Consider the following 26,551-nt stretch of genomic DNA (forward strand, 5'->3'; position numbering starts at 1 on the left):
ACGCATCGGGGCGGCGCCGCATCCGATTCCGGCCGGTTCCGGACGGAACGTACGGGAAAGCGGAAAAGAAGCCTCGCCGTCTGCCGATCACCGGGCCAACGGGTCGGAGACTACCGCCTCTTGGTAACCGGCAACGACCCCCTCATCAAACATGTGTGGCAAATCCCCTGCCGTCCATGCCCGGTGCACCGCGGCGCGGCATCGATGCCAATCGGTGACCAGAACGTTCTTGACGGGTACGGAACCGGCTGGATTGGATCTCTTAATTGACGCGCGCTGCAAAGACGCACACCGCGAAACCGTCCGATCATCCAGTCAATCCTGCGAGCCCGGAAGCGGTAACCGTGACTTCTCCCGTGAAGAGCACCTGGTCCAGCCCGATGCACCTTCGTCTGGCCGCCGTGGCGGCCGTTGCCGCCGTCACGGCGCCCCTGCTGGCGGGCTGTTCCTCGTCCTCCTCCGACAAGAACAAGGACCCGCTGGCCGGTTCCAAGCCGAGCGGCAACACTGTCGTCGTCGGCTCGAACAACTTCGCCGAGAGCATTCTCATCGCCGACATCTACGGTGAGGCGCTGAAGGCCAAGGGCGTCAAGGTCACCTACAAGCCGAACATCGGCAGCCGCGAGACCACCTACGGTCTGCTGAAGAACGGCTCGGTGACCGTACTGCCCGAGTACAACGGCGCCCTGCTGGCCTACCTGGACGCCAAGGCCACGCCGACCACCATGGACGCCACCGACCAGGCGATCAGCGCCAAGCTCGACCCGAAGCTGACCTTGCTCAATCCCGCGCCGGCGCAGGACAAGGACTCGCTGACGGTCAACGCGAGCACCGCCCAGAAGTACGGTCTGACCGCGAACTCCACCATCGCCGACCTGGCCGCGCACGGCTCGGACATCGTGATCGGCGCCTCGCCGGAGTTCCAGACCCGGCAGCAGGGCCTGGTGGGCCTGAAGTCCGTCTACAGCCTGACGCCGAAGTCGTTCAAGGCGCTGGACGCCGGCGGCCCGCTCACCGAGGCGGCGCTGAAGAACAACAACGTGCAGGCGGCCGACATCTTCACCACGGACCCGACCATCTCCAAGGAGAAGTTCGTGGTCCTGCAGGACCCGAAGAACCTGTTCGGCTTCGAGAACGTGGTGCCGGTGGTCTACAAGTCGGGCCTGTCGCGCCCCGGCATAGACGCGCTCAACGCGGTGTCCGCCAAGCTCGACACGACCGCGCTGCTGAACATGGACACCCAGGTGCAGAGCGACAACAAGGACCCGCTGGCGGTCGCCAAGTCCTGGCTGTCCTCGGTCGGCCTGGGCTGACGCCCCCGCCCGGCCGGCCGCACCGCACGACAGGCATCCACCAGGACCATGGACGCCACCGGAGTCCCGCCGCAGCGCGGCACGACGGCCACCTCCCCCGCGGAGGGGGCCGTCGTGGTGCTGGACGGCTCCGGCCTGGACCCGGGTGCGGTGGCCCGGCTGGCCGACCGGGAGGCGCGGCCGCGGGTGCTGCCCGCGGCGCTGGCCCGCGCCGAGCGTTCCTGGCACACCGCACGGCGGCTCGCGGCCACCGGGCGGATCTACGGGCGGGACACCGGGGTCGGCGCCAACCGGATGGTGTTCGTCAGCGATGAGGACCGGGCCGGCCAGGACCTGCGGCTGCTGCGCAGCCACGCCGGCGGGATCGGCGCGATGCTGCCGGCCCGGCAGGCGCGGGCCATGCTCGCGGTGCGCGCCAACCAGTTGCTGGCCGGCGGCTCCGGCGCCCAGCCGGTGATCGTCGAGGCGCTGGTGGCTGCGCTGCGGTTGGGCGTGCACCCGGCGGTGCACGAATTCGGCGCGGTGGGTACCGGTGACCTGACCGCGCTGGCCGAGACCGGGCTGACCCTGATCGGCGAGCACCCGTGGCTGTACGGCGAGGGGTCCGCGCCCGGCGTGGTGCCGCCGCCGGTGGCGCTGGAGCCGGGCGACGGGCTGGCCCTGATGAGCAGCAACGCCCTCACCCTCGGCCAGGCCGCCCTGGTCTGCCACGACATCGACGTCCTGCTGCGCGCCGCGCACGTGGTCGCGGCCCTGTCGCTGGCCGCGGTCTCCGGCTCGCTGGAGGCGTACGCGGCCCCGGTGCACGCGCTGCGGCCCTACCCGGGGTCGCTGCGCGCGGCGGCCGAGGTGCGCCGGCTGCTCGGGGTGCCGGACCGGCCGCAGTCCGCGGGCCGGCGGATCCAGGACCCGTACGGCTTCCGGGCCTTCCCGCAGGTGCACGGCCCGGCGCTGGAGGCGGTCGAGGCACTGCGCCGGATCGTGGCGGTGGAGGTCAACTGCCCCTCGGAGAATCCGCTGATCAGCGAGGACGGCCCGAACGGGCAGCCGGCGGTCTACCACCACGGCGGGTTCTTCGCCGCCCCGCTGGGCCTGGCCCTGGACCACCTGTGCCTGGCGCTGCTGCAGACCGGGCGGCTGTCGGCGGCGCGCATCGCGCACCTGGGCGACCCGGACATCACCGGGCTGCGGCCGTTCCTGGCCGGGGGCCCGGCGGCCAGTTCCGGGATGATGATCCTGGAGTACAGCGCCAATTCGGCGCTGGCGGAGCTGCGGGCCAGCGCCGACCCCGCCTCGGCCGGGCACGCCGTACTCTCCCGGGGCCTGGAGGAGGCGGCGAGTTTCGCCTCGCAGGCGGTACGGCAGGCACAGCGCGCGGTCGACTCCTACCGGCTGGTGCTGGCGTGCGAGCTGACGGCCGCGGTGCGGGCGGTGCGCGCGCTGCCGGGCCCGTGGCCGGCCGCCCCGGCGTTCGCGGTCCTGGGCGCCGACCTGCCGGACGACGTCGAGGACCGCCCACTGACACCCGACGTGACGGCCGCGGCGGCCCTGCTGCCGGATCTGGCCGGTCTGTAGGGCGCCGCGGCCGCCCGCGGGTCGGGGCGTGCCGGAACTCAGCTTGCGGTGCAGCTCAGGGTGGGGGTGCCGTTGCTGCCGCTGTAGGTGCCCTGGAAGCCGAAGTGGGTGGCCGCCGAGGGCGCCAGTGCCCCGTTCCAGTCCAGGCTCGAGGCCGTCACCGACGCGCCGGACTGGGTGACGTTGGCGTTCCAGGAGTTGGTGACGTGCTGGTTGCCGCCGTACGTCCAGGTGACCTTCCAGCCGTGGGTGGCGGCCGTACCGGTGTTGGTGACCGTGACGTCGGCGGTGAAGCCGTTGCCCCAGTCGTTGGTGTTGCTGTACGTGGCGGTGCAGCCGTTGCCGCCCCCGTTGCCGGGGCCGGAGCCGGTGGTGGCCGTGACCGCCGCCGAGGCCGCCGAGACGTTGCCGGCCGCGTCGCGTGCCTTGACGGTGTAGGTGTACGCCGTCGAGGCGCTCAGCCCGGAGTCGGTGAACGAGGTGCCGGCCGTGGACCCGGCCAGGGTGCCGCCGCGGTAGACGTCGTAACCGGTGACGCCGACGTTGTCGGTGGCGGCCGGCCAGCTCAGCGAGACCGAGCTCGCGGTGGTGCCGGTGACGGTCGGCGTGCCGGGCGCGGTGGGCGCCTGGGTGTCGCCGCCGCCGGTGCTGCCGGTGCTCGCGCTGAAGGAGAACGAACTGGTGGCCAGGCCCTGACCGCCCTGCCAGATCTCGAAGCCGGCCTCGGCGTCGATCAGGTAGTGCGCGGAGTTGACCGAGCCGCGGCTGACCGCGTCGTCGATCAGCGCCTTGACGTCGAGGTTGTTGAACGAGGTGCCGCCGCCCTGGAGGACGTAGGAGATGATCTTCCAGGAGGTCTGCTGGCCGGTCCACACGTCCCAGGAGTGCCCGGCCGCCGAGGAGGTGCCGGTCTTCCCGCCGAACGGCTGCACGCCGCCGCGCGAGTTGAGCCAGATCATGATCTCGGTGCCGTCGGGCTGGCCCTTCGTGGTGGGCGTGGAGTTGATCCACAGGTCGTACGCGACGTCGTACGCCCCGGAGGCGGGCTGCACGGTGCTCCAGGAGCTGACCGCGCTGCCCAGCTTGGAGACCTGGATGGGCAGGCCGCTGTTGGGGGTGCAGTTGCCCCAGTGGCAGCCCTTGAAGATCGACGGATACGTGGCCGGCGCGCCGCTGGTGCCCAGGCCGAAGTTGGCGGTGTCCACGGACCACGCGGTGCCGCCGGAGTACGTCAGGCACTGCTGGGCCGTGGAGTTCCACTCGTTGGCCTGGATGGTGTAGTCGCCGGCCGCGATGGTGCCCTGCGGGTCGCAGGTCCTGACATCGGCGGCGTGGGCGGGCTGGAGCCCGGCGACCGGCAGCAGCAGGGCCGCGGCGGCGGCCAGGGCCGCCGCGGCCGCGCGCGGCCGCAGCCGTGGCAGACGAAGTCGGGTGCGGGTGAGGAGGCGTGTCACGGGGATGGTCCCTTCACCGTCGTGTGGGGGGATGGGGCCGCGGGCGAGCTTGGGAGCGCTCCCACGACACATGAAGCCAGCCCGGCTCCGGGGCCGTCAAGAGTGTGTTGCACGTTCAAGACCTGAACGGAGGGGCGAGCGTGCGCAGTGGGCCGGCCACCCGGGCATTTACGGCCCTGGGCCGTGGGGCGTAGGCGTGGACGAAGGCGCGGGCGCGCGCAGTCGGCCACCGGACGGGGGCCGCCGGGCCCGTCCGAGCCGTCACAGCCCTGGCCCTGGGGCCGTGGGGCGTGGACGAAGACGCGGGCACGGGCAGTCGGCCACCGGACGGGGGCCGCCGGGCCCGTCCGGGCCGTCACAGCCCTGGCCCTGGGCGTCAGGCGTGGACGAAGACGCGGGCACGGGCAGCCGGCCACCCGAACGAGGGGCCACCGGGCCCGTCCGGGCCGTCACAGCCCTGGCCCTGGGCGTCAGGCGTGGACGAAGACGCGGGCACGGGCAGCCGGCCACCCGAACGAGGGGCCACCGGGCCCGTCCCGGCCGTCACAGCCCTCGGCCGTGAGCTGGGGCGCCGTGGAGCGTGGACCACGGGCCCGTCAGCCGTCAGCGATCGGTCGGCCCTCGGGGCTCCGGGCGTCAGGGCCGGGAGCCATCGGCCCTCAGGGCGCGGGGCGTCAGGGCCGGTGCGTCAGGACGCAGCGCCGTCAGGTTGCGTCGGCCGGTGCGAGGTGGCAGCGGATCACGGTGCCGGCCGGGCCGGTGTGGACGCGCACCAGGTCGGCGAGGCGGTGGACCATGAGCAGGCCACGGCCGCCGGGGCGCCCCGGCACCGGGACGTGCCGGCCGGCCAGCGGGTCCTCGATCAGGCCGGCGTCCCGCACCTCGCACACCACCTCGCCGTCCGCGGCCCACACCCGGATCTCGCCGGAGCCGCCGCCGTGCCGCACGCTGTTGGTGGTCAGCTCGGCCGCCGCGAGCGCCAGGTCGTCCAGCCGCGCGCCGGCCAGTCCGAGGCCGGCCGCGACCTTCACCGCGAACTGCCGGGCGGCACGCAGCCGCCCGGTGTCGAAGGCGAAGGCGGCGGCGTGCCCGGGCTCGGGCAGCGGGGTGTTGTGCGCGGCCACCGCCCGCTCGGGGGCGTAGCCGGGGCTGACCTGCTCCCGGCCGCCCTCGATGACCACCGGGTGGGTGGCCCGCGCGTCGGCCAGCGCCGGCGGGGCCAGGCCCTCGGCGTCGTACGGACACAGGATGGTGGCCGCCCGGCCGGCGAAGGCCGCGTTGATCAGCGCCTCGTGCTGGACGCAGGCCGGGTACTCCAGCGCGGTGCGGCCGGGCCAGACCGGCTCGCCGATGATCCGCACCGGCCCGGGGCGGTGCGCGTCGTAGAAGGCGCGCAGCACCCCGGGGATGATCCGGCCGGGGTTGCGCCCGGCCTGCGACATGTCGGTGAAGTGGACCTCCCGCCCCTGCTCGCCCAGCGCGTCGCGCAGCAGCGCCAGCCGCGGCGTGGGCACCGCCACGGCGACCGGCTCACCGGCGGCCAGGCCGTCCCGGACGAAGCCGAGCGTGGCGTCCAGGTATTCGGCCTCGCCGCGGTAGAAGAGCGCGGGGTGGGCGAAAGCCCGGTCGTGCGGAACGGTTTCGGGGAGGCGTGTGTCAGGCGTTGTCGGGTGCGCATCCGCGCACTGCCCTTCCGCGGCCTCCACTCCGTGTCCCCTCTCGTGTTCCCCGGTCCGCCGCCCGCCGCGTCCCCGCAGGGACGCCGGGGCACATCACCGATCGGTCCAGTATGCGCCCGCCGCCGACGGCCCTCCCGGAGGGCCCCCGCCGAGCCGCCGAGCTGCCGGCCTCGGGGACCCGGCGACGTGGCCGGCAGCCGGCCTCACTCGTTGTCGATGGCCTCGAAAGCCGCGGCCAGCGACTCGCTCTCCTCCGCCGGGATCGTCCGCTGGAGAGCCGGGACGAGGTCGCGCCGCTCGTGGAAGAGGTACTGGTACATCTGGGCGAGCGCGCCGTCCACGGTGAGGGTGTGGGTGTCGGAGGGGTGCCGGCCGATCAGGGCGCGGTCCAGGATGCCCTGGAGCAAGGTGCCCTCCTGTCGGTCGCGGGTCACCACGGTCTGCGCCGCGTGGTGCCGGTCCAGCACCTTCAGGACGGTGGCCTCCTTCGCCGCGTTGTGCCGGGCGAGGGCGTCGGCCAGCAGCCGCAGGTCCTCCGGCCGGTTGGCCTCGCGCATCCGTACGTCCTCCACCATGGCCAGCAGCAGTCCGCCGGAGGTGACCAGGCTCGCGGCCAGCCCCTCGGGGGGACCGCCGGCCCGGTCGGGGGCCTTGTGGCCGGGGCGGTGGAAGACGTGCTGCAGCCGCCCGGCGTGTGCCCGCGCCGGGTCCGGCGGCGACTGGCTGCCCGTTCCCGGCTCCCTCGTTCCGCTCATGGCAGCCCCTCTCCTTCGTCCGGTACGACATGCACGGCGGCCTCCTCCGCGCTCGCGGCGCCGCCGTCGATCCCGACGTCCTCGCCCGTCACGCCGTCGTGCCGCGCGTGGGCGCCCTCGTCGGGTCCGACGAGCCGGCCCGAGCGCCGGTCGCCGACTTCCTGGTCGATCGGCTCGCCGTCGGTGTCCGAGACGTCGCCGATCCCGTCACCGGCCCATCCGGGCTGGTCCGGCAGTTCCCTGGCCAGCCGCCGTTCCAGCGACTCGCCGGTGTGCTGCTCGCGCGCGGTGGTGCCGGTGTCCTCGACGACGAGCGGCCGGTCCGGCGGCGAGTAGCCCTCGTCCAGGACCTCTTCCAGGCCCCGGTCGACCAGGGTGTCCTCCGGCTCGAGGGGTCCGGTGTCCTCCTGGATCTCGCTCCCGTCGGGCTGGTAGACGTCGTCGCCCATGCCGTCGGCCGGGCCGCTCGGTCGGGTCATGTCATGGCACCCACTTCACGCAGCACCGCCTCGTCGAAGGCGGGCAGGTCGGCGGGCTTGCGGCTGGTGATCAGCGTGTTGGGCCCGTTGCGGTCGACCGAGACCTGCTGGTCCACCCAGGTCCCGCCGGCGTTGCGGATGTCGGTCTGCAGGCTGGGCCACGAGGTCAGGGTGCGGCCGCGCACCACGTCGGCCTCGATCAGCGTCCAGGGCGCGTGGCAGATCGCGGCCACCGGCTTGCCGGCGTCGAAGAAGCCCTTGACGAAGCCGACGGCGGCCCGGCTCAGCCGCAGGAAGTCGGGGTTGGCCACGCCGCCGGGCAGCACCAGCAGGTCGAAGTCGTCCGCCGTGACCTGGTCGGCGGTGGTGTCCACCGGGAAGGTGTCGGCCTTGTCCAGATGGTCGAAGGCCTGGATACGGCCGGGCTTGGTGGAGACCAGTTGCGGGGTCTCGCCGGTCTGCGACAGTGCCTGCCAGGGGGAGGTCAGTTCGATCTGCTCGACACCCTCGGGCGCCACCAGGAATGCGGTTCGCACGGACCCTCACGTCCTCTCGCTCGCGGTCGACGGGCGGAAGTTCGGCTTCCGCCCCTCCGGTGCGCCGCCTACCCGAGCGACCGTGGCGGAAACGGGCATTCCGCTCGTGCCCACGCCTCCATCATGCGCTCAGCGTGCGCGCGACGCGCTGCGGTGCCGGGTCCACAGCGGCAGCACGATCCAGCACAGCGCGAACCACACCACCATGACGCCGACCAGCCACCCGGCCGTGCTGTCCCGCACCACCAGGCGCAGCACCAGCAGCAGGGAGGACGCCATCGTGCACAGCAGCAGCATCAGCCCGAACACGGTCAGCCGGGAGGCCACCACCACCGTCTCCGGCTTGAGCCGGTGGCCGGTGAGCAGCCGGTGCATCGCGGCCGGGCCGACCAGCGCGCCGGTGGTGGCCGCGCCGAGCAGCACCGTGACCGTGTAGATGTCCCGGTCGGTGGCCGAGAGCTGGGTGAAGCGCTGCTGGAAGACCACCGTCAGCAGGAAGCCGAAGAGGATCTGCACGCCGGTCTGGGCGACCCGCAGCTCCTGGAGCAGGTCGCTCCACCGGCGGTCGGCCCGTTCCTCGGGGGTCTCGTGGCGGCCCCAGGAGTCGATGCCCGGGCCGGAACCGGTGCCCCGCTCGTCGTCCGCCATGGTCGTACCGTTCCTTCCGCCGTGCCTCGTTCCGTACGCCGCTTCGTACGCCCTTCCCCGCGCTTCTGCGCTTGTGCGCCCGGCTGTCCCGCTCGGCTCATCCTGCGCCGCCGGGCCCGGGAAGCGTGTGAGCCGGGTCCGGACGGTGTGCCGCGCGGCCGGGGCGCAGGGCGCCGGGCTCCGGGAGGGCGCCGAATTCCGGGGCCACCGGCCGTGCCGTACCCGAGCCGTTCTGCGGTGCGGCGCCCGTCTGCGGCGCGAGGCCGGGGCGGGTGTCGTCCGCCGGGCGGGGCGCCGGCTCACGGGCCGATCCACGGGCCGATCCGCCGGCCGGCTCGCGCGCCGGGGCGATCAGGTCGAGCAGGGCGTCCAGGCCGCCCGTGGCCAGGGCGGCGCGCTGGCGGGCGGCGCCGGTGCCGCGGGTGATCAGCCGTTCGACGCCGGCGGTCACCCGGTCGGTGTCGCCGAAGCAGTTGAGCGCGGGACGGACGTGGTCCAGCAGGGCGGCCACCACGTCCGCGGCGGCGTCCGGGGTGCCGTGCCGGGGGTCGACCAAGTCGTCGGTCAGGCCGTGCCGGGCCGCGTGCCAGCCGGAGGCGTAGAGGATGCTGCCGGGCGGGTCGAGCGGGCGCACTCCGTGCCGGGCCTCGCGCAGCGCGGTGGCCACCATGGCGCGGGTCAGCCCGGCCAGGGTGACCGCGCTGTCCACGTCGACCTGCACGTCGGGCGCGCGCACCTCCAGCGTGGGATAGCCCTCGGACAGCCGGGCGTGCCAGTAGATCTGCTTGCGGTCCGGGATGACCCCGGTGGCCAGCAGCGCGGCGACCCGGCGCTCGTACTGCGCGCCGCCGGAGACGAACGGCGGCGAGCCGCTGACCGGCCAGCGGCCGAAGACGACCGTGCGCCAGCTCGCGAACCCGGTGTCGCGGCCGTCCCAGAACGGCGAATTGGCGCCGAGCGCGACCAGCAGCGGCAACCAGGGCCGTATCCGCCCCAGCGCCGCGGCGCCGGCCGACCGGTCCGGTACCGCCACATGGATGTGCATGCCGCAGATCAGCTGCTCGTCCACCAGCCGGGCCGCGTCCGCGTGCATCTCGCGGTAGCGCTGCTTCTGGGTGACCGGCACCGCGTGGCCGGTGGACAGCGGGGCGCCGCCGGTCGCGGCGAGCCGGCAGCCGGTGCGCAGGGCCGCGGCGGCAAGTGCCTGGCGCAGCCGCGCCAGGTGGGCGGTGACCTCGTCCAGCCCGGTGCACACCGGAGTGGCGATCTCGATCTGTGCCTGGAGGAGTTCGCTGGTGACCTCGCCGCGGGTGAGCACCGGCTCCAGGTCGGCCGCCGACTGCACCAGACCCGCGCTCGGCGAGGGCAGCGCGGTACCGCGGTCGAGCAGCAGGTACTCCTCCTCGACGCCAAGAGTGGCGGCCATGCTCGTCATGGCCGTCGCCTACCCCGGATGGCCGACGACCATCGCATGACAGACCCCCGGTCCGGGCAGGGAGACCCGTACCGCCGGAAAAACCCGTTCGAACCCGGTCCGTTCCCGCCCCTCTTACGGCCCGCGGCGTACGGCCCCGGGCAGCGGCGGCCGGTGACCGGCCGCGGGGAACGGGAGCGCGGGCACGGCCGCAAGAGCGGTACGAGAGACCAGGAAAACCAGGAAGCCGACAAGGCCAGGAATGAGGAGCCGTGGGCGACGCACAGGCCCCCGCACCACCGACCGCCGGCGCCGACGGCCCGGACCGGCGCTGGCCCGCGCTCGCGGTGTGCCTGACGGCGAGCTTCATGACGCTGCTGGACATCAGCATCGTCAATGTGGCGCTGCCCTCGATCAAGGCCGGCCTGCACGCCTCGCAGAGCGGCCTGCAGTGGGTGCTGTCCGGGTACGCGCTGACGTTCGGCCTGGTGCTGGTGCCGGCCGGGCGGACCGGTGACGTCCGCAGCCGGCGCGCGGTGTTCATGACGGGCCTGGCGCTGTTCACGGCGACCAGCGCGCTGGCCGGGGCGGCGCAGAACGAGACGTGGCTGGTGGTGGCCCGCCTGCTGCAGGGCCTGGCCGGGGGAATCCTGGTGCCGCAGGTGTCCGGGTTCATCCAGCAGATGTTCCGCGGCGCCGAGCGCGGCCGGGCGTTCGGCATCCTCGGCTCGACCATCGGCGTGTCCACCGCGGTCGGGCCGCTGCTGGGCGGGGTGCTGATCCAGGCGTTCGGCCCGCACGAGGGCTGGCGCTGGGTGTTCTACGTCAATCTGCCGATCGGCCTGGCCGCGCTGCCGCTGGCGCACCGGCTGCTGCCGGCGCCCCCGGCCGGTCACGGCGAGCGCGGGCGCAGCGACCTGGACCCGGTGGGCGTGCTGCTGCTCGGCTCGGGCACGGCGGTGCTGCTGCTGCCGTTCGTGCAGGAGCAGCAGTGGCACGGGGGCGAGAAGTGGCTGCTGATCCCGGCCGCGCTGGCGCTGCTGGCGGCCTTCACCGGCTGGGAGCGGCGGTACGCGCTGCGCGGCACCCCGGTGGTGGACCTGACGCTGTTCCGGATGCAGTCCTACGGCCTGGGCGTGCTGCTGTCGCTGGTGTACTTCGCCGGCTTCACCGCGATCTTCTTCATCCTGACCCTCTACCTGCAGAACGGGCTGGGGTACTCGGCGCTGGAGGCCGGCGTGTCGATCATGCCCTTCGCGCTCGGGTCCACGGTGGCGGCCACCATCGGCGGCCGGATCGTGAACCGGTACGGCCGGCCGCTGGTCGCGGTGGGCCTGGGCATGGTGGTGGCCGGGCTGCTGGGCACCGCGCTCGCCGCACACCTGGACACCGGACGTACGGTCGGCTTCGCCACGGCCGGCCCGCTGCTGTTCGCCGGTCTCGGCAGCGGGCTGGTGATCGCGCCGAACCAGACGCTGACCCTGAGCCAGGTGCCGGTCGCCCGCGCCGGCAGCGCGGGCGGGGTGCTCCAGACCGCCCAGCGGATCGGCTCGGCGGCCGGCATCGCGGCGGTCGGCTCGGTGTTCTTCTCCCAACTCGCCCGGGGTGCCCACGGCCGCCCGGACTGGTCCGGCGCCTTCCAGCTCGCCCTGCTGACCGCCACCGGGCTCGCCGCCCTCGGCCTGGTGGTGGCCCTGATCGACATCTTCGGCGCGGGCGAGGGCCGGCCGCCGGCCGCGTCGGGCACGGACGCCGACCGCGAACCGGCGCGGGTGAAGTGGCACTGACGGGGGCGGACCCCGTCCTGCGGCCAGCCCCGTGCGGCGGTCAGTTCACGCCGCGCGGGCGGAACTGGACGCTGATCCGGCCGCCGACCGGGGTGCGGGTCTTGGGGATCGCGTGGTCCCAGGTGCGCTGGCAGGAGCCGCCCATCACGACGAGGTCGCCGTGGCCGAGGGGGCGGCGCACGGCGGTGGGGCCGCCGCCGCGCGGGCGCAGCAGCAGCGGGCGGGGCTCGCCCAGGGAGACGATCGCGACCATGGTGTCCTGCGCCTCGCCGCGTCCGATGCGGTCGCCGTGCCAGGCCACGCTGTCCCGCCCGTCGCGGTACCAGCACAGCCCGGCGGTCACGAAAGGCTCGCCCAGTTCGCTCCCGTAGTGCGCGGTGAGCAGTTCCCGGGCCCGGGTGAGCAACGGGTGCGGCAGGTCCTCGCCCTCGCCGTAGTACGACAGGAGGCGGGGTACGACGACCACGTTGTCGTACATCCGGCGGCGCTCCTCGTGCCACGGGACACCGGAGACCAGCTCCTGGAAGAGGTCGTCGGCGCCGGTCAGCCAGCCGGGCAGGAGGTCGATCCAGGCGCCGCGGCCGAGTTCGGTGCGACGGACGGCGGCCAGGTCACCGAGGCCGGGGCCGCCGGTGGCGAACAGGGACGCCTGAAGGTGGTGCATGGTTGCCACCATAACCCACACTCGTACAGTCATTCGAATACTCGACAGCGATCCGACAGCCCGCGCGCATTCCACCGGGGCCAGCAGCAGGATGGGGACATGCTCTTCGCCGACGTCGCCCGGGTCTCCCGCGAGGTCGCGCGGACCTCCGCGCGGTCCCGCAAAACCGTGCTGCTCGCCGACTTCTTCCGGGCCACCGAGCCCGACGACGTACTGATCGCGATCGCGTACCTGGCGGGCCGGCTGCCACAGGGCCGGCTCGGCGTCGGCTGGGCGGCGCTGCGCGACCGGGCCGAGCCCGCGGCCGTGCCGGCGCTGACCGTGCGCGAGGTGGACGCGGCGCTGACCGCCGTCGCGGAGGTGTCCGGCACCGGATCGCAGGCCGGCCGCCGGGCACTGCTCCAGGACCTGTTCGGACGGGCCACCGCGGACGAGCAGCACTACCTGCTGGGCCTGCTCACCGGCGAGGTGCGGCAGGGCGCCCTGGACGCCGCGGCGGTGGAGGGGCTGGCCGCGGCCACCGGCGCGCAGCCCGCCCATGTCCGGCGCGCGGTGATGCTGGCCGGCGCCCTGGAGCCGGTCGCCCGGGCACTGCTGGCCGGCGGGCCCGACGCGCTCGGCGAGTTCGCGCTGACCGTCGGCCGGCCGCTGCTGCCGATGCTGGCCTCCAGCGCGAAGTCCGTCGCGGAGGCGGTCGCCAAGCTGGGCCCGAGCGCGGTCGAGGAGAAGCTCGACGGCATCCGGGTGCAGATCCACCGCGACGCGCGGGGCGTACGGATCTGGACCCGCACCCTGGACGACGTCACCGCCCGGCTGCCGGAGATCGTTGCGGTGACCGAGTCGCTGCCCGCGCGGGAGTTCGTCCTGGACGGCGAGGTGCTCGCCTTCGACGCGGCGGGCCGGCCGCGGCCCTTCCAGGAGACCGCCGGCCGGGTCGGCTCCCGGGTGGACGTGGCCGCCGCGGCCCGCGCGCTGCCGGTGAACGCGGTCTTCTTCGACGTGATCGCGGTGGACGGCCACGACCTGCTCGACGAGAGCTACGACCGGCGGCACGAGGCCCTGGAGTCGCTGGTCCCGCCCGAACTGCGGGTGCGCCGCGCGGTGGTGACCGACCCCGCGGACCCGGCGCAGGTACGGGCGGCGGAGGACTTCTGGACCGTCACCCTGGACCGGGGCCACGAGGGGGTGGTGGTCAAGGCGGCCGACAGCCCGTACGCGGCCGGCCGGCGCGGCGCCTCCTGGCTGAAGGTCAAGCCCGTGCACACCCTCGACCTGGTGGTGCTGGCCGCCGAATGGGGGCACGGCCGGCGCACCGGCAAGCTGTCCAACCTCCACCTGGGCGCCCGCGCGGAGGACGGCTCCTTCGTAATGCTCGGCAAGACCTTCAAGGGCCTGACCGACGCCCTGCTGGACTGGCAGACCGAGCGGCTGCGCGAACTGGCGGTCTCCGACGACGGCTTCACCGTCACGGTCCGCCCCGAACTCGTCGTCGAGATCGCCTACGACGGGGTGCAGACCTCCCCGCGCTACCCGGCGGGCCTGACCCTGCGCTTCGCCCGGGTGATCCGCTACCGCCCGGACAAGTTCCCGCAGGACGCCGACACGGTGGCCGCGGTCCGCGCCGCGCACGGCGGGGGCTGACCGGTCCGGGGACGCAAGGCCGGCCGCGTACGCATCGTGCGGCCCGCCGCCGGGTACCCGAAGGGCCGCGAACCCGGCAGGAGGTGACCCGCAATGGCCACGCAACGCGACATCGTACGGACACTGCTGGACCGCTACGGACGCACGTACGCGCAGCAGGCCGGCATCACCGTCAAGGACACGCCGCAGCCGCTGTACCGGCTGCTGGTCCTCGCCCATCTGCTCAGCGCCCGGATCAAGGCGGACATCGCGGTCGCGGCGGCGCGGGAGCTGAACGCCGCCGGCCTGCGCGACGCCCGGCACATGGCGGACGCGGACTGGCAGCAGCGGGTGGACGCGCTCGGCCGCGGCGGCTACCGGCGCTACGACGAGCGGACCGCGACCCAGCTCGGCGAGGCCGCCCGGCTGGTGTCCGAGGAGTACGGAGGGGACCTGCGTCGCTTGCGGGAACGGGAGGAGGGGGACGTGGCCGGGCTGAAGCGGGAGCTGCGCCGCTTCCCCGGCATCGGCCCGGCGGGCGCGGACATCTTCCTGCGCGAGGCCCAGGAGGTCTGGCCGGAGACCGCCCCCTACCTCGACGCGAAGGCCCTCCAGGGGGCCCGCGCCGTGGGCCTGCCCGACGACCCCCGCGCGCTCGTCCGGCTCGCGCCGGGCACCGCGCCGGCCCACCTGGCCGCCGCGCTGGTCAGGGTGGCACTGGACAAGGACGCGGCGCGCGACGTGCGGGAGTCGGTGGGGGTCTGAGGGCCCGGCGCGGGCCCGGCGGAGGTGCTGCCGGGACCCCGCCCGGCCGGGCTCGGGCTCGGGCCCGGGCTCAGGGCAACCCCCCTCCCGTAAAGCCGCCGTCAGCGGTTCTCCAGGCGGAACCTGACCTCTTCCTCCTGGTCGCCGGAGGCCGTGCCGACGACGCGGACGGCGAAGGCGCCGGACAGGCCCTCGCGCAGCCGGTCCACCGCGTGGTAGCCGCCCTGGGCGGTGATGCCGACCGGTTCGGTGAGGCGGGCCGGGGCCGGTGAGCCGAGGGTGCGCGAGACGTCGAAGGTCGCGGCCCACACGATGGGCCGGCCGTTCGGCGCGTCGGCCGGGGTGTCGCCCCGCGCGCGGTCGGACGCGAAGCTGGCCTGGAGCGCCGCGAGGACCGCCTGCGCGTCCTCCTTGCAGCAGCTGTCGATGGTGACCGCCACCTGTTCGGCGGGGGCGGCGAGTTGGTCGGTCACGGTGATTCCTTCCCTTCGGCCGGGGCGAGGGGCGTGACGCCGCGAGGCGGGACCCCGGCGGTCACAGCGCTTCGCGGAGTGCGGGCAGCAGGGCCTTCTCGGACCAGTCCAGGAACGGTGTCTGGTGGTCGCCGCCGACCTGGACCAGGGCGATCTCGTCGAATCCGGCGTCGGCGTACTTCCGTACCGCCGTGACAAATTCGTCCACGTCGTCCCCGCAGGGGATGGACGCGGCGACGTCCTGCGGTGTCACGAACCGGGTGGCGCCCGCGAAGCCGGCCGGCCCGGGCAGTTCGGAGTTGACCTTCCAGCCGCCGCCGAACCAGCGGAATTGATCGTGCGCCCGCGCGACGGCCGCGTCGCGGTCGGTGTCGTAGCAGACCGGGAGCTGGCCGACCCTGGGCTTGCCCGCACCACCGTAGCGGTCGAAGGCGGCCAGCAGCGAGGGCTCGGGCTCGACGGCGATCACCAGGTCGGCGAGCCGGCCGGCGATCGAGCAGGACCGGTCGCCGGAGACGGCCACCCCGATCGGCGGCGGGGTCTGCGGCAGGTCCCACAGCCGGGCCCCGGTCACCTCGAAGTGGCGTCCGTGGTGGGTGACCTCGAGGCCGGACAGCAGCGACCTGATGATGCCGACGGCCTCCTCCAGCTTGTCCAGCCGTACCGAGGCCGCCGGCCAACCGCCGCCGACGACGTGCTCGTTGAGGTTCTCCCCCGAGCCGAGGCCGAGCCGGAAGCGGCCCTCGGACAGCAGTTGCACGGTGGCGGCCTTCTGCGCGACGACCGCCGGGTGGTAACGGGTGGTCGGGCACGTCACGTACGTCATCAGCGGGATACGGCTGGTGGCCTGCGCGGCCGCGCCCAGCACGCTCCACGCGTACGACGAGTGCCCTTGCGACTCCAGCCACGGGAAGTAGTGGTCGGAGGTCACGGAGAAGTCGAAGCCGATCCGTTCGGCGGCCACGACATGCTCCACGAGTTCGCGCGGGCCGGCCTGTTCGGTCATCATCGTGTACCCGATTTGCACCATGGTGAGCGTTTTTCCGCCGACCGGCGGACAAAACCAGACGTGCCGCGAATGGCTGCCGCCCGTTCGCCCGGGTGGCTCCGCGGGCGGGCCCGGCGGCCGCGCCCGGGCCGGTGTCGCGGGCCGGACGCAAGGGACACGCCCATCGGCTGCGACAATTCGCGCATGCCCCGACGTGCCACCGCCACACCCGCACCGCTGTCCCCGTCCGCGCCGTGTCCGTGCGGGCTGCCCGCGGCCTACGGCGAGTGCTGCGGGCTCTTCCACGCCGGCCGGGACGCGGCGCCCACCGCCGAGCGGCTGATGCGGTCGCGCTACAGCGCCTTCGTGGCGCAGGACGCGGCCTATCTGCTGCGCACCTGGGCCCGCTCGACCCGGCCGCCGTCCGTGGACTTCACCGAGGGCCTGCGCTGGACCGGCCTGGACGTGCTGGCCACGGAGGACGGCACCGCCTTCCACCGGACCGGCACGGTCGACTTCCGGGCACGGTTCCGGCTGCACGGCCGGGCGGGCGAGCAGCGGGAGAACAGCGCGTTCGTCCGTGAGGACGGGCTGTGGGTGTACGTGGCCGGGGCCGCCGGGCGGTAGGGCGCGGCCGGCAGGACGTGGGCCCTGGCCCTGCCCGGTCCTGAATACGGGCGAATACGCAGGTCAGGGGGATTGTCAGTGGGTGCCCCTAATGTGCTGGGCAGGATACGGCTCAGTCGGAAGGAGGCGGCCACGATGGCCGGTGACGAGATGGTGGTGGGGCGCGGCGGGGTGCCGCTGCGCAGGACCCCGGTCTTCACCCGGGCGGGCTGGACGGTGATGGGCGGGGACGACGTGTCCAGCGGCTGGCAGATGCTGCGGTGCCGGCGGCCCGACGCGGCCGCCGACCCGCCGTCCCTGCTGCGCGACCTGGTGGCCTTCACCCGGGGCCCGGCGTGCGTGATATCGCTCCACGAGGAGGGTTACGCCCTGGTCCGCGGGCTCGCCCCGGCCGGCTGCTGGTGGGAGGCCTGGCTCAACCCCGACCTGGCCGCCGTCCAGCTCACCGAAGTCCCCGACGACATCCGCGACCCGGCCCTCTGGCTCGGCAGCCCCGCCTTCACCGCCGCCGTCGCCCGCAAACGCGCCGCCCTCCACGCCGGCGTCCCCGACGACGCCCGCGCCGCCCTCGCCTGGTCCCGCGCCGCCGGCCTCACCCCGGCCCCCGACCCCACCCCCATAGCCACCGTCCTCCACACCCACGCCCCCCACACGGACGACCTCGTCCCCCTCCTCCTCACCACCCTGGGCCTGCCGCCCCTGCCCGCCAGGCGCGCCTCCGTGGCCAGCTGACCGCATCCGGCCGCGGGCCGGGAACAGCCGGTGCCCCGCAGGGGCGCGAGGTCCCCCAGAGCTCCGCCTGGGAGGTACCCCCAGCGCGAACAACCACGACGGCGGGAAGATCCGGCGACAACCGCACCACCCCGGCCGGACGGCAACGGCCCCCCGTACAAAGGCTCAGGCAATGGGATCCCGCGCGTCATAACGCACGAAGCTGCGCTGAAGCACGCCGATCACAGTGATGGCGACGATGCAGGCGAGGCCGCCGCCGACGATGGCGACGGCCGGGGAGAAGGCGTCGGAGACGGAGCCGGCGAGGAAGTCGCCGAGGCGGGGACCGCCGACGACCACCACGAGGAAGACGCCCTGGAGGCGGCCGCGCATGTCGTCGGGGGCGGCGGCCTGGAGCATGGTGTTGCGGAAGACCATGGAGACGGTGTCCGCGCAGCCGGCGAGGGCGAGGAAGACAAGGCCCAGCCAGAGGTCGCGGGTGAGGCCGAAGACGGCGATCGCCGCGCCCCAGGAGGCGATGGCGATGAGCACGGCCAGGCCCTGGCGGTACACCCGGCCGAGCCAGCCGGAGAAGACGCTGCCGAGCAGGGCCCCGGCGGCGGGAGCGGCGGCGAGCAGGCCGACCGTACGGGTGTCGCCGCCGTACCAGAGACCGGCGATCGCGGGGAAGAGGACCCGCGGCTGGGCCAGCACCATGGCTGCCATGTCGGAGACGAAGGTGGTCCGCAGGTTGGGTCGCGCGCCCAGGTAGCGCAGGCCGGCCATGACGGAGGGACGGCGCCGGGCCGGGGCCGCCGCGTCGGCGCTCTCCTCGCCGTCGCCCGGGAGCATGGCGGGCAGCCGCCACATCGCGTAGAGGGAGGCGGTGAAGGCGGCCACGTCCACCAGGTAGGCGGCCTGGTAGCCCCAGAAGCCGACGACGACACCGCCGAGCATGGGGCCGGCCATCTGCCCGACCCCGCTGGCCAGCGAGGCCAGCGCGTTGGCGGCGGGCAGCGCGTCGGAGGGGAGCAGGCGCGGGATCATCGAGGCGCGGGCGGGCTCGTTGATGGCGAAGCACACCGCTTGCAGGGCGACGATCGCGTACAGCGGCGCGACCGCGCGTATGTGGGCCAGCGACACCGCGGCCAGCGCGGCGGAGAGCAGCAGCAGGCCGATCGCGGTGACCAGGCCGAGGCGGCGCCGGTCGTGCGTGTCGGCGACCGCCCCGCCGTACAGCCCGAAGGCGATCAGCGGCACCAGCGAGCAGACGCCGACCAGGCCCACGTAGAAGCTGGACCCGGTGATGTCGTAGACCTGTAGCGCGACCGCCATGGCCGTCATCTGCTGGCCGACGTACGAGACGGTGTTGCCGGACCACAGCCGCCGGAAGTCGGGGTGGTCGCGCAGCGGGCTGATGTCGGCGAGCAGGCGCGAGCGGCGCCGTACGGGGGCGGCGGGCGGGACGTCGGGGTCTTCGGGGCTGTCCGGGGCGGACGCATCGGCACCGGGGACGGCCTCAACACCCGCGGTGGGCACGCCCGGTACGGGAGGGCCCGCGTCCTGGGCCGGTACGCGGGCGGTCGCCGGCGCGCTTCCGTGCCCGGTACCGCCGATGCCGTCCCCGCCGCTCGACCGGCCCGTCCGGCCCGCCCGGTCCGGCTCGTCCCGGCGATCGCGCCGGTCCCCGTGATCCCGCTGTCCCTCTTCGCTGTTGAGCACGCAGAACCGTAACAACCCTGATCCACGGGGGTGCGGGCGGGGGCGCTGCCCCGTTCGGCGCAGGCGCTTTCGATAACGGGTGGTGGCTGCGGGCAGTCCGGCATACGCTGTGTGTGACGACCAGGCTCTCCGGCAGGTACCGTGCCGTGGCGCCCGTCCCGGAACCAGTCGCCACCTCGGCCCGGTTTCCGGCCCTCCCCCGTCCCTACGGACCTGCGGGGAGACCGCATGGCGCCACCGCGTCCGTATCGCCCGCCGATCCCATCATCCGCCGGGCGCCGGCGACGTACGGCTCGACGCCCCGCCGGCGTACCCGGCCCACGCGACGCCTAGGAGTGCGCGGTGTCATCAGAACCCCTCATCGACGAAACCCCGGCCGCCGACGCCGTCATCGAGAGCGTTCCCCTGCTCGATGAGGCCCCGGCCGCTGAGGTCGTCGACGACAACGTGGTCATCGACAGCATCGCCCTCCTCGACGAGGCCCGCCCCCTGGACGTCTGGTCCAGATGCGCCCCGATCCGCCTGGCCGGCTACGAGGACGACCCCTCCGAGACCCACATCCTGCGCGGCATCGACTAGGAACCGACCAGGACCCGTCATCCGGTCGCCGTGACCGGGAGCGCCGTGTTGCTCAGGCGCTCCCGGTCACAGCCATGTCCGAACCGCGTCCCCCGCTTGACCGGCACATGATTCAGTGAAACTGGACATGTAAACTGTTCAGGTAAGCCTGAATGAATTGGCCGGCTCAAGGAGATCACGCATGTCATCCCGCGTTTCGGAGCCTGCGCAGGCCGAGACGGTAATCGACCGTCCGTTCTCGTGGCGGTTCACGACCCCGTTGTTCCTCGGCTCGGCCCTCAACCCCATCAACAGTTCGCTGATCGCGACCGCGCTGGTCCCGATCGCCCACGGCGTCGGCATCCCCATCGGGCAGACCGCGACCCTGGTGACCGCCCTGTACCTGGCCAGCGCGGTCGCGCAGCCCACCGCCGGCAAAGCGGCCGAGGTCTTCGGCCCGCGCAGAGTCTTCGTCACCGGCATCCTCGCCGTGGCCGCGGGCGGCTTGGTCGGCGGTCTGGCCCAGAACCTGCTCACGCTGCTGGTCAGCCGGGTGCTCATCGGGCTGGGCACGTCCTGCGCCTATCCGACCGCGATGCTGCTCATCCGCAAGCGGGCCCGCGAGGCGGGCATGAAGCAACCGCCCGGCGGCGTACTCGGCGGGCTGCAGATCGCCGGCACCGCGACCGCCTCGCTGGGCCTGCCGGTCGGCGGGCTGGTGGTCGGCGGCCTCGGCTGGCGGGCCGTGTTCTTCATCAACCTCCCCGTCGCCGTCATAGCGCTCGCCGCGACACTGGCCTGGGTCGAGCCCGACGGGCCCCTGGAGCGCCTCCGTGCGCGCGAGATCGCCGTCCGCCTCGACGCGGTCGGCATCGCCGGCTTCGCCGCCGCCATGCTGGCCCTGCTGATCTTCCTGTTCGAACTGCCCACCGCGCACTGGTGGATCCTGGCGGTCTCGGTTGTGCTCTGGGTCGCCGACATCCTGTGGGAGCTGCGCGCCGCGAGCCCGTTCCTCGACGTACGCCTGCTGGCCGCCCGGCCCGCGCTGACCGCCGTCTACGTGCGATTCGGCCTGGTCATGCTCTGCCAGTACGTGGTGCTGTACGGCATCACCCAGTGGATCGAGGCCGTCCGGGGCTTCAGCGAGTCGGCCTCGGGTCTGCTGCTGCTTCCGATGACGCTGGTGGGCGGCATCGTCATCGCCCCGGTCTCGCGCCGCAACCTGGTCCGCGGCCCCGTCATCGCCGCGGCGCTGGCCTGCCTGATCGGATCGGCCGGGGTGCTCCTGCTCGACTCCGGTTCCTGGATCGGGCTGGTGGTCGTCCTGACCGTCGTCTTCGGCGCCTCGATGGGCTTCGCCGGCGCCGGCTACCAGACCGCCCTCTACACCCACGCACCCGCCGAGCAACTCGGAACCGCGTCGGGCCTGCTGCGGACCTTCGGCTACGTCGGCTCCATCGCCTCCTCGGCCATCACCGGCATGGTCTTCCACAGCCACGTGACCGACCACGGCGTCCACCTCATCGCCTGGATCATGATCGGCATCAGCCTCGTGCTCACCGCCCTCACCCTGGCCGACCGCACCCTGCGGACGCAGTCCACGGCCAAGGCGCGACTGAGCTGACCGGCCGGCCTGACCGACACACCTGACCGGTTGACCTGACCGGTTGACCTGATCAGGGGGCGCTCAGCTCTCGCATTCGGGGCCGTTGCGCCACAGGGCATCGGCCGTGCCGGCGGCCAGCCGCCGGGCGTAGAGCTCGACCTTGTTGTGGATGATGTCCAGGGCCTCCTGCAGATCGCCGACCTGCCGCTGCACTCGCTCCTCGTGCTTGCGCAGGATCTCGAAGCGCTCGGCCTCGTTGCCGGCGCCCTCCCGCACGAGCTGGGCGTAGTGCTGGATCTCGGGCAGCGGCATGCCCGAGCTGCGCAGCTTGCCGCACACCCGCAGCCACTCCACGTCCCCGTCGGTGAACACCCGCCGCCCGGCCGCGTCGCGCCGCACCGGGGGCAGCAGTCCCTCCTTCTCGTAGAACCGCAGCGTGTGCGTGGCCAGGCCGGTCAGCGCGCTGACCTCGCCGATGCTCAGGGTCGCCACCTCGGCGTTCACGTCCGTCATGCCCACCACCGTACGCGCTTGACTTGAAGTCGACTTCAACTCGTAGCCTCGGGAACCGAGCCAGACGAAAGGAACATCATGGCCACCACGTGGTTCATCACCGGCACCTCTTCCGGCTTCGGCCGGCTGCTCACCGAGCGTCTGCTGGCGCGCGGTGACCGCGTCGCGGCGACGCTGCGGCGGACCGAGGCGCTGGACGACCTGTGCGCCGAGTACGGCGACCGCCTCCGGGTCGCCCGGCTCGACGTCACCGACACCCGGCAGGTGCGCGAGGTCGTCGACGACGCCTTCACCGCGCTCGGCACGATCGACGTGATCGTCAACAACGCCGGCTACGGCGTCTTCGCCGCCCTCGAGGAGGCCACGGACGAGCAGATCCGGCGCGTGGTCGACACCAACCTGCTCGGCTCGATCGATGTCATCCGCGCCGCGCTGCCGCATCTGCGCGCCCAGGGACACGGCCGCATCCTGCAGGTCTCCACCGCCGGCGGCCAGACCACCTATCCGAACTTCGGCTACTACCACGCCTCGAAGTGGGGAATCGAGGGCTTCTGCGAGACGGTGGCCCGCGAGATCGCCCCGTTCGGCATCGGCCTGACCATCGTCGAACCCGGCGCGACACCCACCGGATTCGGCGGCGCCCTCGACACGGCCCCGGCGATGCCGGAGTACGACAGCACTCCGGCCGGCGAGGTGCGGCGCGCCATCGCCGACGGATCCTTCGTCCTGCCCAACGATCCGGGCCGGATCGCCGACGCGATGATCGACCTCGTCGACACCGGGGCGACGCCGCTGCGTCTGCCCCTCGGATCCGACACCTACCACGACGTACGCGCCTCGCTCGTCGCTCGTCTGGAGGAACACGAGGCGCACCGCGATGTCGCGCTCTCCGTCGTGCGGGACGAGCTGGCCTGACGGCCGCGCTGCGCGCGTACAGCTGTACGCAGGTCCCCGAGGCGGTCAGCCGGCGCCCGGGCCGGCCGGTCCGTACGAGGCGCGCCAGGTGGCGGGGGGCATCCCGGCCTGGCGGCGGAAGAACGTGGTGAAGTTGCCGGCGTCCCGGAAGCCGAGGCGCCGGGCGCAGGTGCCGACCGGCAGGTCGGTGTGGGCGAGCAGTCGCCTGGCCTCCAGCAGGATGCGCTGGTCGAGGAATTCCTTGGCGCCGGTGCCGGTGGCGGCACGGGTGGCCCTGGTGAGGGTGCGCACGTCGTAGCCCAGTGCCCCCGCGTAGTCGGCCACGTGGTGCCAGTCGGTGAAGTGCTCCTCGACGGTCGCGCGATAGGCGCGGAACACATCGGTGTGCGCGCCGGCGGATGGTGTCGCGCCGGTGGCGGCCGGGGTGTCGGGGAGTGCGCGCAGGATCAGTGCCGCCAGCAGGTGGGAGAGCAGCGCGGGCGACGCCAGGCGCGGGGTGTGCGCCGCCGCACTGTGCTCGCGGCCGAGATGATCGGCCGCGAGCAGGGCGAGGGACAGGCGCTGCGGGTCCAGTTGCCAGCCCGCCGGTGTGCCGGCCTCTGCCGCGGTGAAGCCGCTCAGGAAGCCGGGCCGGAATTCGGGGCGGAAGAGGATCAGCGGGCCGTCGCAGGCGTCGATGTCGCTCCAGCGGTGCACCGTGCCGGGCCGGATCCACACCGCGCTGCCTTCCGCCAGCCGGTAGTGGTGGAAGTCCGCCTCGTGGCTGCCGGTTCCGGAGCCGACCAGCGCGAACACGTGGAAGTCGGGGCGTTGCGGCTGTACGCGGCGGCGCTGGGGGTCCATCGAACGCAGCGCGGCGAAGCTGAGGACCTCCACGCCGTACGCCGATCCGACGGCGGGCAGGTAGCGCAGCTGTCGTACGGCGCTGTGTCCGTTTTCCACAAGAAGCGTGTTCCTTTCCGGCAAGGGGCGGGCGCCCCCGTGCCTAGCGTCGGAGCCGGGCCTGGCTGGCAGGCCAGATTACCGGTTCCGGGCTGCGACCGGGCGGCGGGAGCCGCTTTCCGCGGCCGGCAGAAAGGCGCGACGATGACGGAAATCACAACGGCGGTACCCGTGGCGGGCGGGTCCCTGGACGTTCGGACAGCGGGCGGCACCGGACCGGCGCTGGTGTTCGCCCACTACTGGGGCGGCTCCGCCGACACCTGGAACGGCGTGCTCGGCCACCTGCCGCCCGGGCAGGCCACGGTCCGCTTCGACCAGCGCGGCTGGGGCACCTCGCGGGCGCTGCCCGGGCCGTATCACCTCGACCGGCTCGCCGACGATCTCAGCCGCGTGGCCGAGGCGTGCGCGCCGGGGCCGTTCGTCCTGGTCGGCCACTCCATGGGCGGCAAGGCGAGCCAGCTCCTCGCGGCCCGCCGGCCGGCCGGACTGGCCGGCCTGGTGCTGGTCGCGCCGGCGCCGCCGCGGCCGCCCGCCACGGTGACCGCCGCATACCGGCAGGGCCTGTCGCACGCCTACGACTCGCCCGAGTCGGTGCGGCACGCCCTCGACCATGTCCTGACCGCGACACCGCTGCCGGAGGCGGTACGGGCCACCGCGGTGCGCGACAGCCTCGCCGCCGACGCCGGAGCCCGGCACGAGTGGCCCCTGCACGGGATCGCCCAGGACATCACACCCGCCGTACGGGACATCGAGGTCCCGGTGGCGGTGCTGGCCGCGGAGCACGACAGGGTGGAGCCGCCGCACGTCCTGCGCGACCACCTCCTGCCGTACATCCCGCAAGCGACCCTGACGACCGTCCCCGGCGCCGGCCACCTGCTGCCCGTGGAGGCCCCCGAGGCCGTCGCGACCGCTCTCGGAGCCTTCCTCACGGCCCTTCGCCGCTGACGGCGACCCGCGACGTCATCCCGGGCCGTATCGCCGACCCGTCGGTCCCCGCGGGGTGCCTCATCGCCCAGTCCGCGGCGCAGTCGCCGACACTGAACGAGGAGAACGGCGCGCGGGTGCGCGGCCTGCTCGACGCGCAGCGCCGACGGGTGCGCGCGGCGCTGGCGGACTCCCGCGCCGACGCCCGAACCCTGGACGGACTCGCCGTCTTCGTCGTCGCCGTCAACCAGTCGCCGGCCGTACCGAGCCGGGCCGGCGCCTCGGACGCCGAACTGCGGTCCACGGTCCGGCTCGCCTGCCGGACCGTGGCGGACACCCTCGCCCGGGCGGCGTCCGCGCCCGTGGCTCAAGGCTGAGCGCCACAGGGCCCGCCCGGGCCGAAGCGGTCCGGGCGGGCCCTCCCCCGTGGGCACGGTGTCCCGAGAAGCACGGTCCTCAGAGAGCGAAGGACATTTCCGTGCCGGGTGAGGCCAGGGCGGGGCCCGCGTCCTGCCACGACAAAGGAGCCGGGTCCGGCGGGTTCGGGCCGACCCGGCGGATCGGGAACTTCGGGTAGCTGGGGCAGATGTCGACGTCGTCACCGGTGGTCAGGTGGGTGATGCCCGCCAGGGATCCGGGGGCGGTCACCCCAGGGTCGCTGACGGCGTCGGTGCGCTGCCACACCCCGGCGGCGGACAGCGTGGCCACCGTCACCGAGCCGTCGGCGGCCACCCAGCTCAGCCGGAGCGCGGACTTGGCGGGCGCCGCGGCGAGTTCGGCGCCGTCCGGCACGGTGGCCGGCCCGGTCTTGTTCGGCTGCGGGGTGTCGGCGAGCCCGCCGCCCTCGGCCGGGTGCGCCACGTACGCCTTGCCGTCATGGCCGGTGAAGAAGAGGGTGACCACCCCGGCCGGCGTGCCGGCGTTCTCCGTGTCGAGCACCGCGATGCCGCCGCCGGGAGTGGCGGTGCCCGCCGCGGTGAGCTGCTTCTCGGTGACCTGGCCGGTCTGCGGGGCGCGCCACCGGACCCGTACCGAACCGCTGGTGTCGACGGAGAACAGCGCCTCGCCGCCGTCCGCGAGACCGGTGGAGGCGAGGTGACCGCCGGCGTAGGAGGCGAAGACGTCGGCGACCTTCACGTTGGGCGGCCCGCAGGGGTGCGGGATCTCCAGGACCTGCTGCACGGACAGCGGGGTGGTCGGGGAGGTGCCCGACGCCGGTGCCGGGAGCGGCAGTTGAGGGAGCGTCACGAACGGCTGCCCTGCCACCACGGTCGCCGTCAGGTACGAACCGGGCTGCGCGAAGCCCGGCTTGGTGACCGCGACGGGCTTGCCGGTCGCCGGGCAGTCCTCCAGCAGCGCGCCGTCCGAGCCGACCGTCCACGCGGTCGGCGGACCGGCGGGATAGCCCGACGCGGCCAGCGGCGCGTCGGCCGGGGCGACGCCGGACCCGCCCTGGACCGCCGCTGTGGTCCAACTGCCGTCCGTCTGCTGCCAGTAGCTCCACAGGCCGCCGTCGTCGCCGACGTAGTACACGTACGGGCCGGCCGGACCCGAGGCCGCGTGCCCGGCCGGGCCGGTGCCCAGCGAGACCGCCGCGAGCGCGACGGCGGCGACGACCGCGGCGGCCCGCCCGGCGCCACGGCCCGTGCCCGGCGCGCGCCGCCCCGTCCGGCGCCACCGAAACCTAAGATTTCCCACCCTGATCACTCCAGACTTCCCAGAAGCCGCATGTCGCGGGCATTCTGGCAACGCGCTCTGGACGGCGTCTGGATGCGGTCCGGCGACCCCGGTCGCAGCCGCGGCACCGGCGACCCGCACCGCCGAGCGGGGGCCGCGCCGGTCGCGCACCGGTCGCGAAAGGGGCGCGTCGGAACAGGCACGGC

Annotated in this window: 26 protein-coding genes; 12 read left to right on the plus strand and 14 right to left on the minus strand. The window is 74.0% G+C overall.

Translation table 11 applies throughout. From position 1 onward, the window contains the following. Positions 1 to 344 precede the first annotated feature (344 nt). Together ITX44_RS26985 and ITX44_RS26990 are read left to right on the plus strand one after the other, a co-directional pair. Positions 345 to 1,313 carry an ABC transporter substrate-binding protein gene (locus ITX44_RS26985; RefSeq protein ID WP_372441003.1) on the plus strand — a complete coding sequence of 323 codons (969 nt, stop codon included), beginning with the start codon at positions 345 to 347 and terminating at the stop codon, positions 1,311 to 1,313. A 48-nt stretch (positions 1,314 to 1,361) separates the two neighbouring features. Beyond that, positions 1,362 to 2,888 (plus strand): aromatic amino acid ammonia-lyase, encoded by a 1,527-nt coding sequence (locus ITX44_RS26990; protein ID WP_205360007.1) that lies wholly within the window; start codon positions 1,362 to 1,364, stop codon positions 2,886 to 2,888. Positions 2,889 to 2,926: 38 nt separating this feature from the next. Here ITX44_RS26990 and ITX44_RS42320 read toward each other — a convergent pair whose 3' ends face one another. The 7 genes from ITX44_RS42320 to ITX44_RS27025 form a co-directional block, all read right to left on the minus strand. Beyond that, complete coding sequence (locus tag ITX44_RS42320) at positions 2,927 to 4,342, minus strand: GH12 family glycosyl hydrolase domain-containing protein (protein ID WP_307795504.1); 1,416 nt, start codon at positions 4,340 to 4,342, stop codon at positions 2,927 to 2,929. Positions 4,343 to 5,046: 704 nt separating this feature from the next. Then, the gene (locus ITX44_RS27000) at positions 5,047 to 6,048 is read right to left on the minus strand and encodes an anti-sigma factor RsbA family regulatory protein (RefSeq protein WP_205360008.1); all 1,002 of its coding nucleotides are present in this window, start codon (positions 6,046 to 6,048) and stop codon (positions 5,047 to 5,049) included. A 176-nt stretch (positions 6,049 to 6,224) separates the two neighbouring features. Further along, a complete protein-coding gene (locus ITX44_RS27005; RefSeq protein ID WP_205360009.1) occupies positions 6,225 to 6,776 on the minus strand; it encodes a hypothetical protein in 552 nt (183 codons plus the stop codon). Continuing rightward, a complete protein-coding gene (locus ITX44_RS27010; RefSeq protein WP_205360010.1) occupies positions 6,773 to 7,255 on the minus strand; it encodes a DUF5709 domain-containing protein in 483 nt (160 codons plus the stop codon). Before ITX44_RS27010 ends, ITX44_RS27005 begins: the two co-directional genes overlap by 4 nt. Then, positions 7,252 to 7,791 (minus strand): type 1 glutamine amidotransferase domain-containing protein, encoded by a 540-nt coding sequence (locus tag ITX44_RS27015; protein ID WP_205360011.1) that lies wholly within the window; start codon positions 7,789 to 7,791, stop codon positions 7,252 to 7,254. Before ITX44_RS27015 ends, ITX44_RS27010 begins: the two co-directional genes overlap by 4 nt. 129 nt (positions 7,792 to 7,920) lie before the next feature. Continuing rightward, positions 7,921 to 8,439 carry a DUF6328 family protein gene (locus tag ITX44_RS27020; protein WP_205360012.1) on the minus strand — a complete coding sequence of 173 codons (519 nt, stop codon included), beginning with the start codon at positions 8,437 to 8,439 and terminating at the stop codon, positions 7,921 to 7,923. A gap of 97 nt (positions 8,440 to 8,536) precedes the next feature. Further along, entirely contained in the window at positions 8,537 to 9,874 is a 1,338-nt protein-coding gene (locus tag ITX44_RS27025; protein ID WP_307795505.1) for a carboxylate-amine ligase, read from the minus strand. A gap of 251 nt (positions 9,875 to 10,125) precedes the next feature. Between ITX44_RS27025 and ITX44_RS27030 the strand changes: the two genes are divergently transcribed. Further along, entirely contained in the window at positions 10,126 to 11,640 is a 1,515-nt protein-coding gene (locus tag ITX44_RS27030; RefSeq protein ID WP_307795506.1) for an MFS transporter, read from the plus strand. A 40-nt stretch (positions 11,641 to 11,680) separates the two neighbouring features. Here ITX44_RS27030 and ITX44_RS27035 read toward each other — a convergent pair whose 3' ends face one another. Further along, positions 11,681 to 12,304, minus strand: a complete 624-nt coding sequence (locus ITX44_RS27035) for an alpha-ketoglutarate-dependent dioxygenase AlkB (protein ID WP_205360013.1) — start codon at positions 12,302 to 12,304, stop codon at positions 11,681 to 11,683. A 99-nt stretch (positions 12,305 to 12,403) separates the two neighbouring features. On the opposite strand from ITX44_RS27035, the gene ITX44_RS27040 reads away from it, so the two are divergent. Beyond that, positions 12,404 to 13,945 carry an ATP-dependent DNA ligase gene (locus ITX44_RS27040; protein ID WP_205360014.1) on the plus strand — a complete coding sequence of 514 codons (1,542 nt, stop codon included), beginning with the start codon at positions 12,404 to 12,406 and terminating at the stop codon, positions 13,943 to 13,945. A gap of 93 nt (positions 13,946 to 14,038) precedes the next feature. Beyond that, positions 14,039 to 14,689, plus strand: a complete 651-nt coding sequence (locus ITX44_RS27045) for an HhH-GDP family DNA glycosylase (RefSeq protein ID WP_205360015.1) — start codon at positions 14,039 to 14,041, stop codon at positions 14,687 to 14,689. Between the two features lie 101 nt (positions 14,690 to 14,790). Here ITX44_RS27045 and ITX44_RS27050 read toward each other — a convergent pair whose 3' ends face one another. Together ITX44_RS27050 and ITX44_RS27055 are read right to left on the minus strand one after the other, a co-directional pair. Then, on the minus strand, positions 14,791 to 15,162 hold the full coding sequence (locus ITX44_RS27050; protein ID WP_307795507.1) for a hypothetical protein: 372 nt from the start codon (positions 15,160 to 15,162) through the stop codon (positions 14,791 to 14,793). Between the two features lie 61 nt (positions 15,163 to 15,223). Then, positions 15,224 to 16,192, minus strand: coding sequence for an LLM class F420-dependent oxidoreductase (locus tag ITX44_RS27055; protein ID WP_205360016.1), 969 nt, complete (start codon positions 16,190 to 16,192; stop codon positions 15,224 to 15,226). A 162-nt stretch (positions 16,193 to 16,354) separates the two neighbouring features. Here ITX44_RS27055 and ITX44_RS27060 point away from each other — a divergent pair, with 162 nt between their 5' ends. Further along, complete coding sequence (locus ITX44_RS27060) at positions 16,355 to 16,777, plus strand: YchJ family protein (RefSeq protein ID WP_205360017.1); 423 nt, start codon at positions 16,355 to 16,357, stop codon at positions 16,775 to 16,777. Between the two features lie 135 nt (positions 16,778 to 16,912). Further along, the gene (locus ITX44_RS27065; protein ID WP_205360018.1) at positions 16,913 to 17,509 is read left to right on the plus strand and encodes a hypothetical protein; all 597 of its coding nucleotides are present in this window, start codon (positions 16,913 to 16,915) and stop codon (positions 17,507 to 17,509) included. A 165-nt stretch (positions 17,510 to 17,674) separates the two neighbouring features. On the opposite strand, the gene ITX44_RS27070 is transcribed toward ITX44_RS27065, so the two are convergent. Continuing rightward, positions 17,675 to 18,919 (minus strand): MFS transporter, encoded by a 1,245-nt coding sequence (locus tag ITX44_RS27070; RefSeq protein WP_236061781.1) that lies wholly within the window; start codon positions 18,917 to 18,919, stop codon positions 17,675 to 17,677. Positions 18,920 to 19,552: 633 nt separating this feature from the next. Here ITX44_RS27070 and ITX44_RS27075 point away from each other — a divergent pair. After that, positions 19,553 to 19,789 carry a hypothetical protein gene (locus tag ITX44_RS27075; RefSeq protein ID WP_205360132.1) on the plus strand — a complete coding sequence of 79 codons (237 nt, stop codon included), beginning with the start codon at positions 19,553 to 19,555 and terminating at the stop codon, positions 19,787 to 19,789. A 181-nt stretch (positions 19,790 to 19,970) separates the two neighbouring features. Further along, the gene (locus ITX44_RS27080; protein WP_205360020.1) at positions 19,971 to 21,392 is read left to right on the plus strand and encodes an MFS transporter; all 1,422 of its coding nucleotides are present in this window, start codon (positions 19,971 to 19,973) and stop codon (positions 21,390 to 21,392) included. Between the two features lie 63 nt (positions 21,393 to 21,455). Here ITX44_RS27080 and ITX44_RS27085 read toward each other — a convergent pair whose 3' ends face one another. Continuing rightward, on the minus strand, positions 21,456 to 21,887 hold the full coding sequence (locus tag ITX44_RS27085; RefSeq protein WP_205360021.1) for a MerR family transcriptional regulator: 432 nt from the start codon (positions 21,885 to 21,887) through the stop codon (positions 21,456 to 21,458). Positions 21,888 to 21,965: 78 nt separating this feature from the next. On the opposite strand from ITX44_RS27085, the gene ITX44_RS27090 reads away from it, so the two are divergent. Next, positions 21,966 to 22,802 (plus strand): SDR family oxidoreductase, encoded by an 837-nt coding sequence (locus ITX44_RS27090; protein ID WP_205360022.1) that lies wholly within the window; start codon positions 21,966 to 21,968, stop codon positions 22,800 to 22,802. A 45-nt stretch (positions 22,803 to 22,847) separates the two neighbouring features. On the opposite strand, the gene ITX44_RS27095 is transcribed toward ITX44_RS27090, so the two are convergent. Then, positions 22,848 to 23,744: a helix-turn-helix transcriptional regulator gene (locus ITX44_RS27095; RefSeq protein ID WP_205360023.1), complete on the minus strand. Its 897-nt coding sequence runs from the start codon at positions 23,742 to 23,744 to the stop codon at positions 22,848 to 22,850. A gap of 144 nt (positions 23,745 to 23,888) precedes the next feature. Here ITX44_RS27095 and ITX44_RS27100 point away from each other — a divergent pair, with 144 nt between their 5' ends. Further along, positions 23,889 to 24,689 carry an alpha/beta fold hydrolase gene (locus ITX44_RS27100; RefSeq protein ID WP_205360024.1) on the plus strand — a complete coding sequence of 267 codons (801 nt, stop codon included), beginning with the start codon at positions 23,889 to 23,891 and terminating at the stop codon, positions 24,687 to 24,689. Positions 24,690 to 24,805: 116 nt separating this feature from the next. After that, complete coding sequence (locus tag ITX44_RS27105) at positions 24,806 to 25,045, plus strand: hypothetical protein (protein WP_236061747.1); 240 nt, start codon at positions 24,806 to 24,808, stop codon at positions 25,043 to 25,045. 79 nt (positions 25,046 to 25,124) lie between these two features. On the opposite strand, the gene ITX44_RS27110 is transcribed toward ITX44_RS27105, so the two are convergent. Next, positions 25,125 to 26,366, minus strand: coding sequence for a hypothetical protein (locus tag ITX44_RS27110; RefSeq protein ID WP_205360025.1), 1,242 nt, complete (start codon positions 26,364 to 26,366; stop codon positions 25,125 to 25,127). Positions 26,367 to 26,551: the final 185 nt, after the last annotated feature.

The organism is Actinacidiphila acididurans (genome assembly GCF_016918855.1).
Lineage (GTDB): Bacteria > Actinomycetota > Actinomycetes > Streptomycetales > Streptomycetaceae > Actinacidiphila > Actinacidiphila acididurans.

Coding starts and splice junctions, on each gene's coding strand:
- ITX44_RS27100 (WP_205360024.1), top strand. CDS start 23,889: ATGACGGAAATCACAACGGCGGTACCCGTGGCGGGCGGGTCCCTGGAC.
- ITX44_RS27060 (WP_205360017.1), top strand. CDS start 16,355: ATGCCCCGACGTGCCACCGCCACACCCGCACCGCTGTCCCCGTCCGCG.
- ITX44_RS27090 (WP_205360022.1), top strand. CDS start 21,966: ATGGCCACCACGTGGTTCATCACCGGCACCTCTTCCGGCTTCGGCCGG.
- ITX44_RS26990 (WP_205360007.1), top strand. CDS start 1,362: ATGGACGCCACCGGAGTCCCGCCGCAGCGCGGCACGACGGCCACCTCC.
- ITX44_RS27085 (WP_205360021.1), bottom strand. CDS start 21,887: ATGACGGACGTGAACGCCGAGGTGGCGACCCTGAGCATCGGCGAGGTC.
- ITX44_RS27080 (WP_205360020.1), top strand. CDS start 19,971: ATGTCATCCCGCGTTTCGGAGCCTGCGCAGGCCGAGACGGTAATCGAC.
- ITX44_RS27025 (WP_307795505.1), bottom strand. CDS start 9,874: ATGACGAGCATGGCCGCCACTCTTGGCGTCGAGGAGGAGTACCTGCTG.
- ITX44_RS27005 (WP_205360009.1), bottom strand. CDS start 6,776: ATGAGCGGAACGAGGGAGCCGGGAACGGGCAGCCAGTCGCCGCCGGAC.
- ITX44_RS27035 (WP_205360013.1), bottom strand. CDS start 12,304: ATGCACCACCTTCAGGCGTCCCTGTTCGCCACCGGCGGCCCCGGCCTC.
- ITX44_RS27045 (WP_205360015.1), top strand. CDS start 14,039: ATGGCCACGCAACGCGACATCGTACGGACACTGCTGGACCGCTACGGA.
- ITX44_RS27010 (WP_205360010.1), bottom strand. CDS start 7,255: ATGACCCGACCGAGCGGCCCGGCCGACGGCATGGGCGACGACGTCTAC.
- ITX44_RS27065 (WP_205360018.1), top strand. CDS start 16,913: ATGGCCGGTGACGAGATGGTGGTGGGGCGCGGCGGGGTGCCGCTGCGC.
- ITX44_RS27020 (WP_205360012.1), bottom strand. CDS start 8,439: ATGGCGGACGACGAGCGGGGCACCGGTTCCGGCCCGGGCATCGACTCC.
- ITX44_RS27040 (WP_205360014.1), top strand. CDS start 12,404: ATGCTCTTCGCCGACGTCGCCCGGGTCTCCCGCGAGGTCGCGCGGACC.
- ITX44_RS27055 (WP_205360016.1), bottom strand. CDS start 16,192: ATGGTGCAAATCGGGTACACGATGATGACCGAACAGGCCGGCCCGCGC.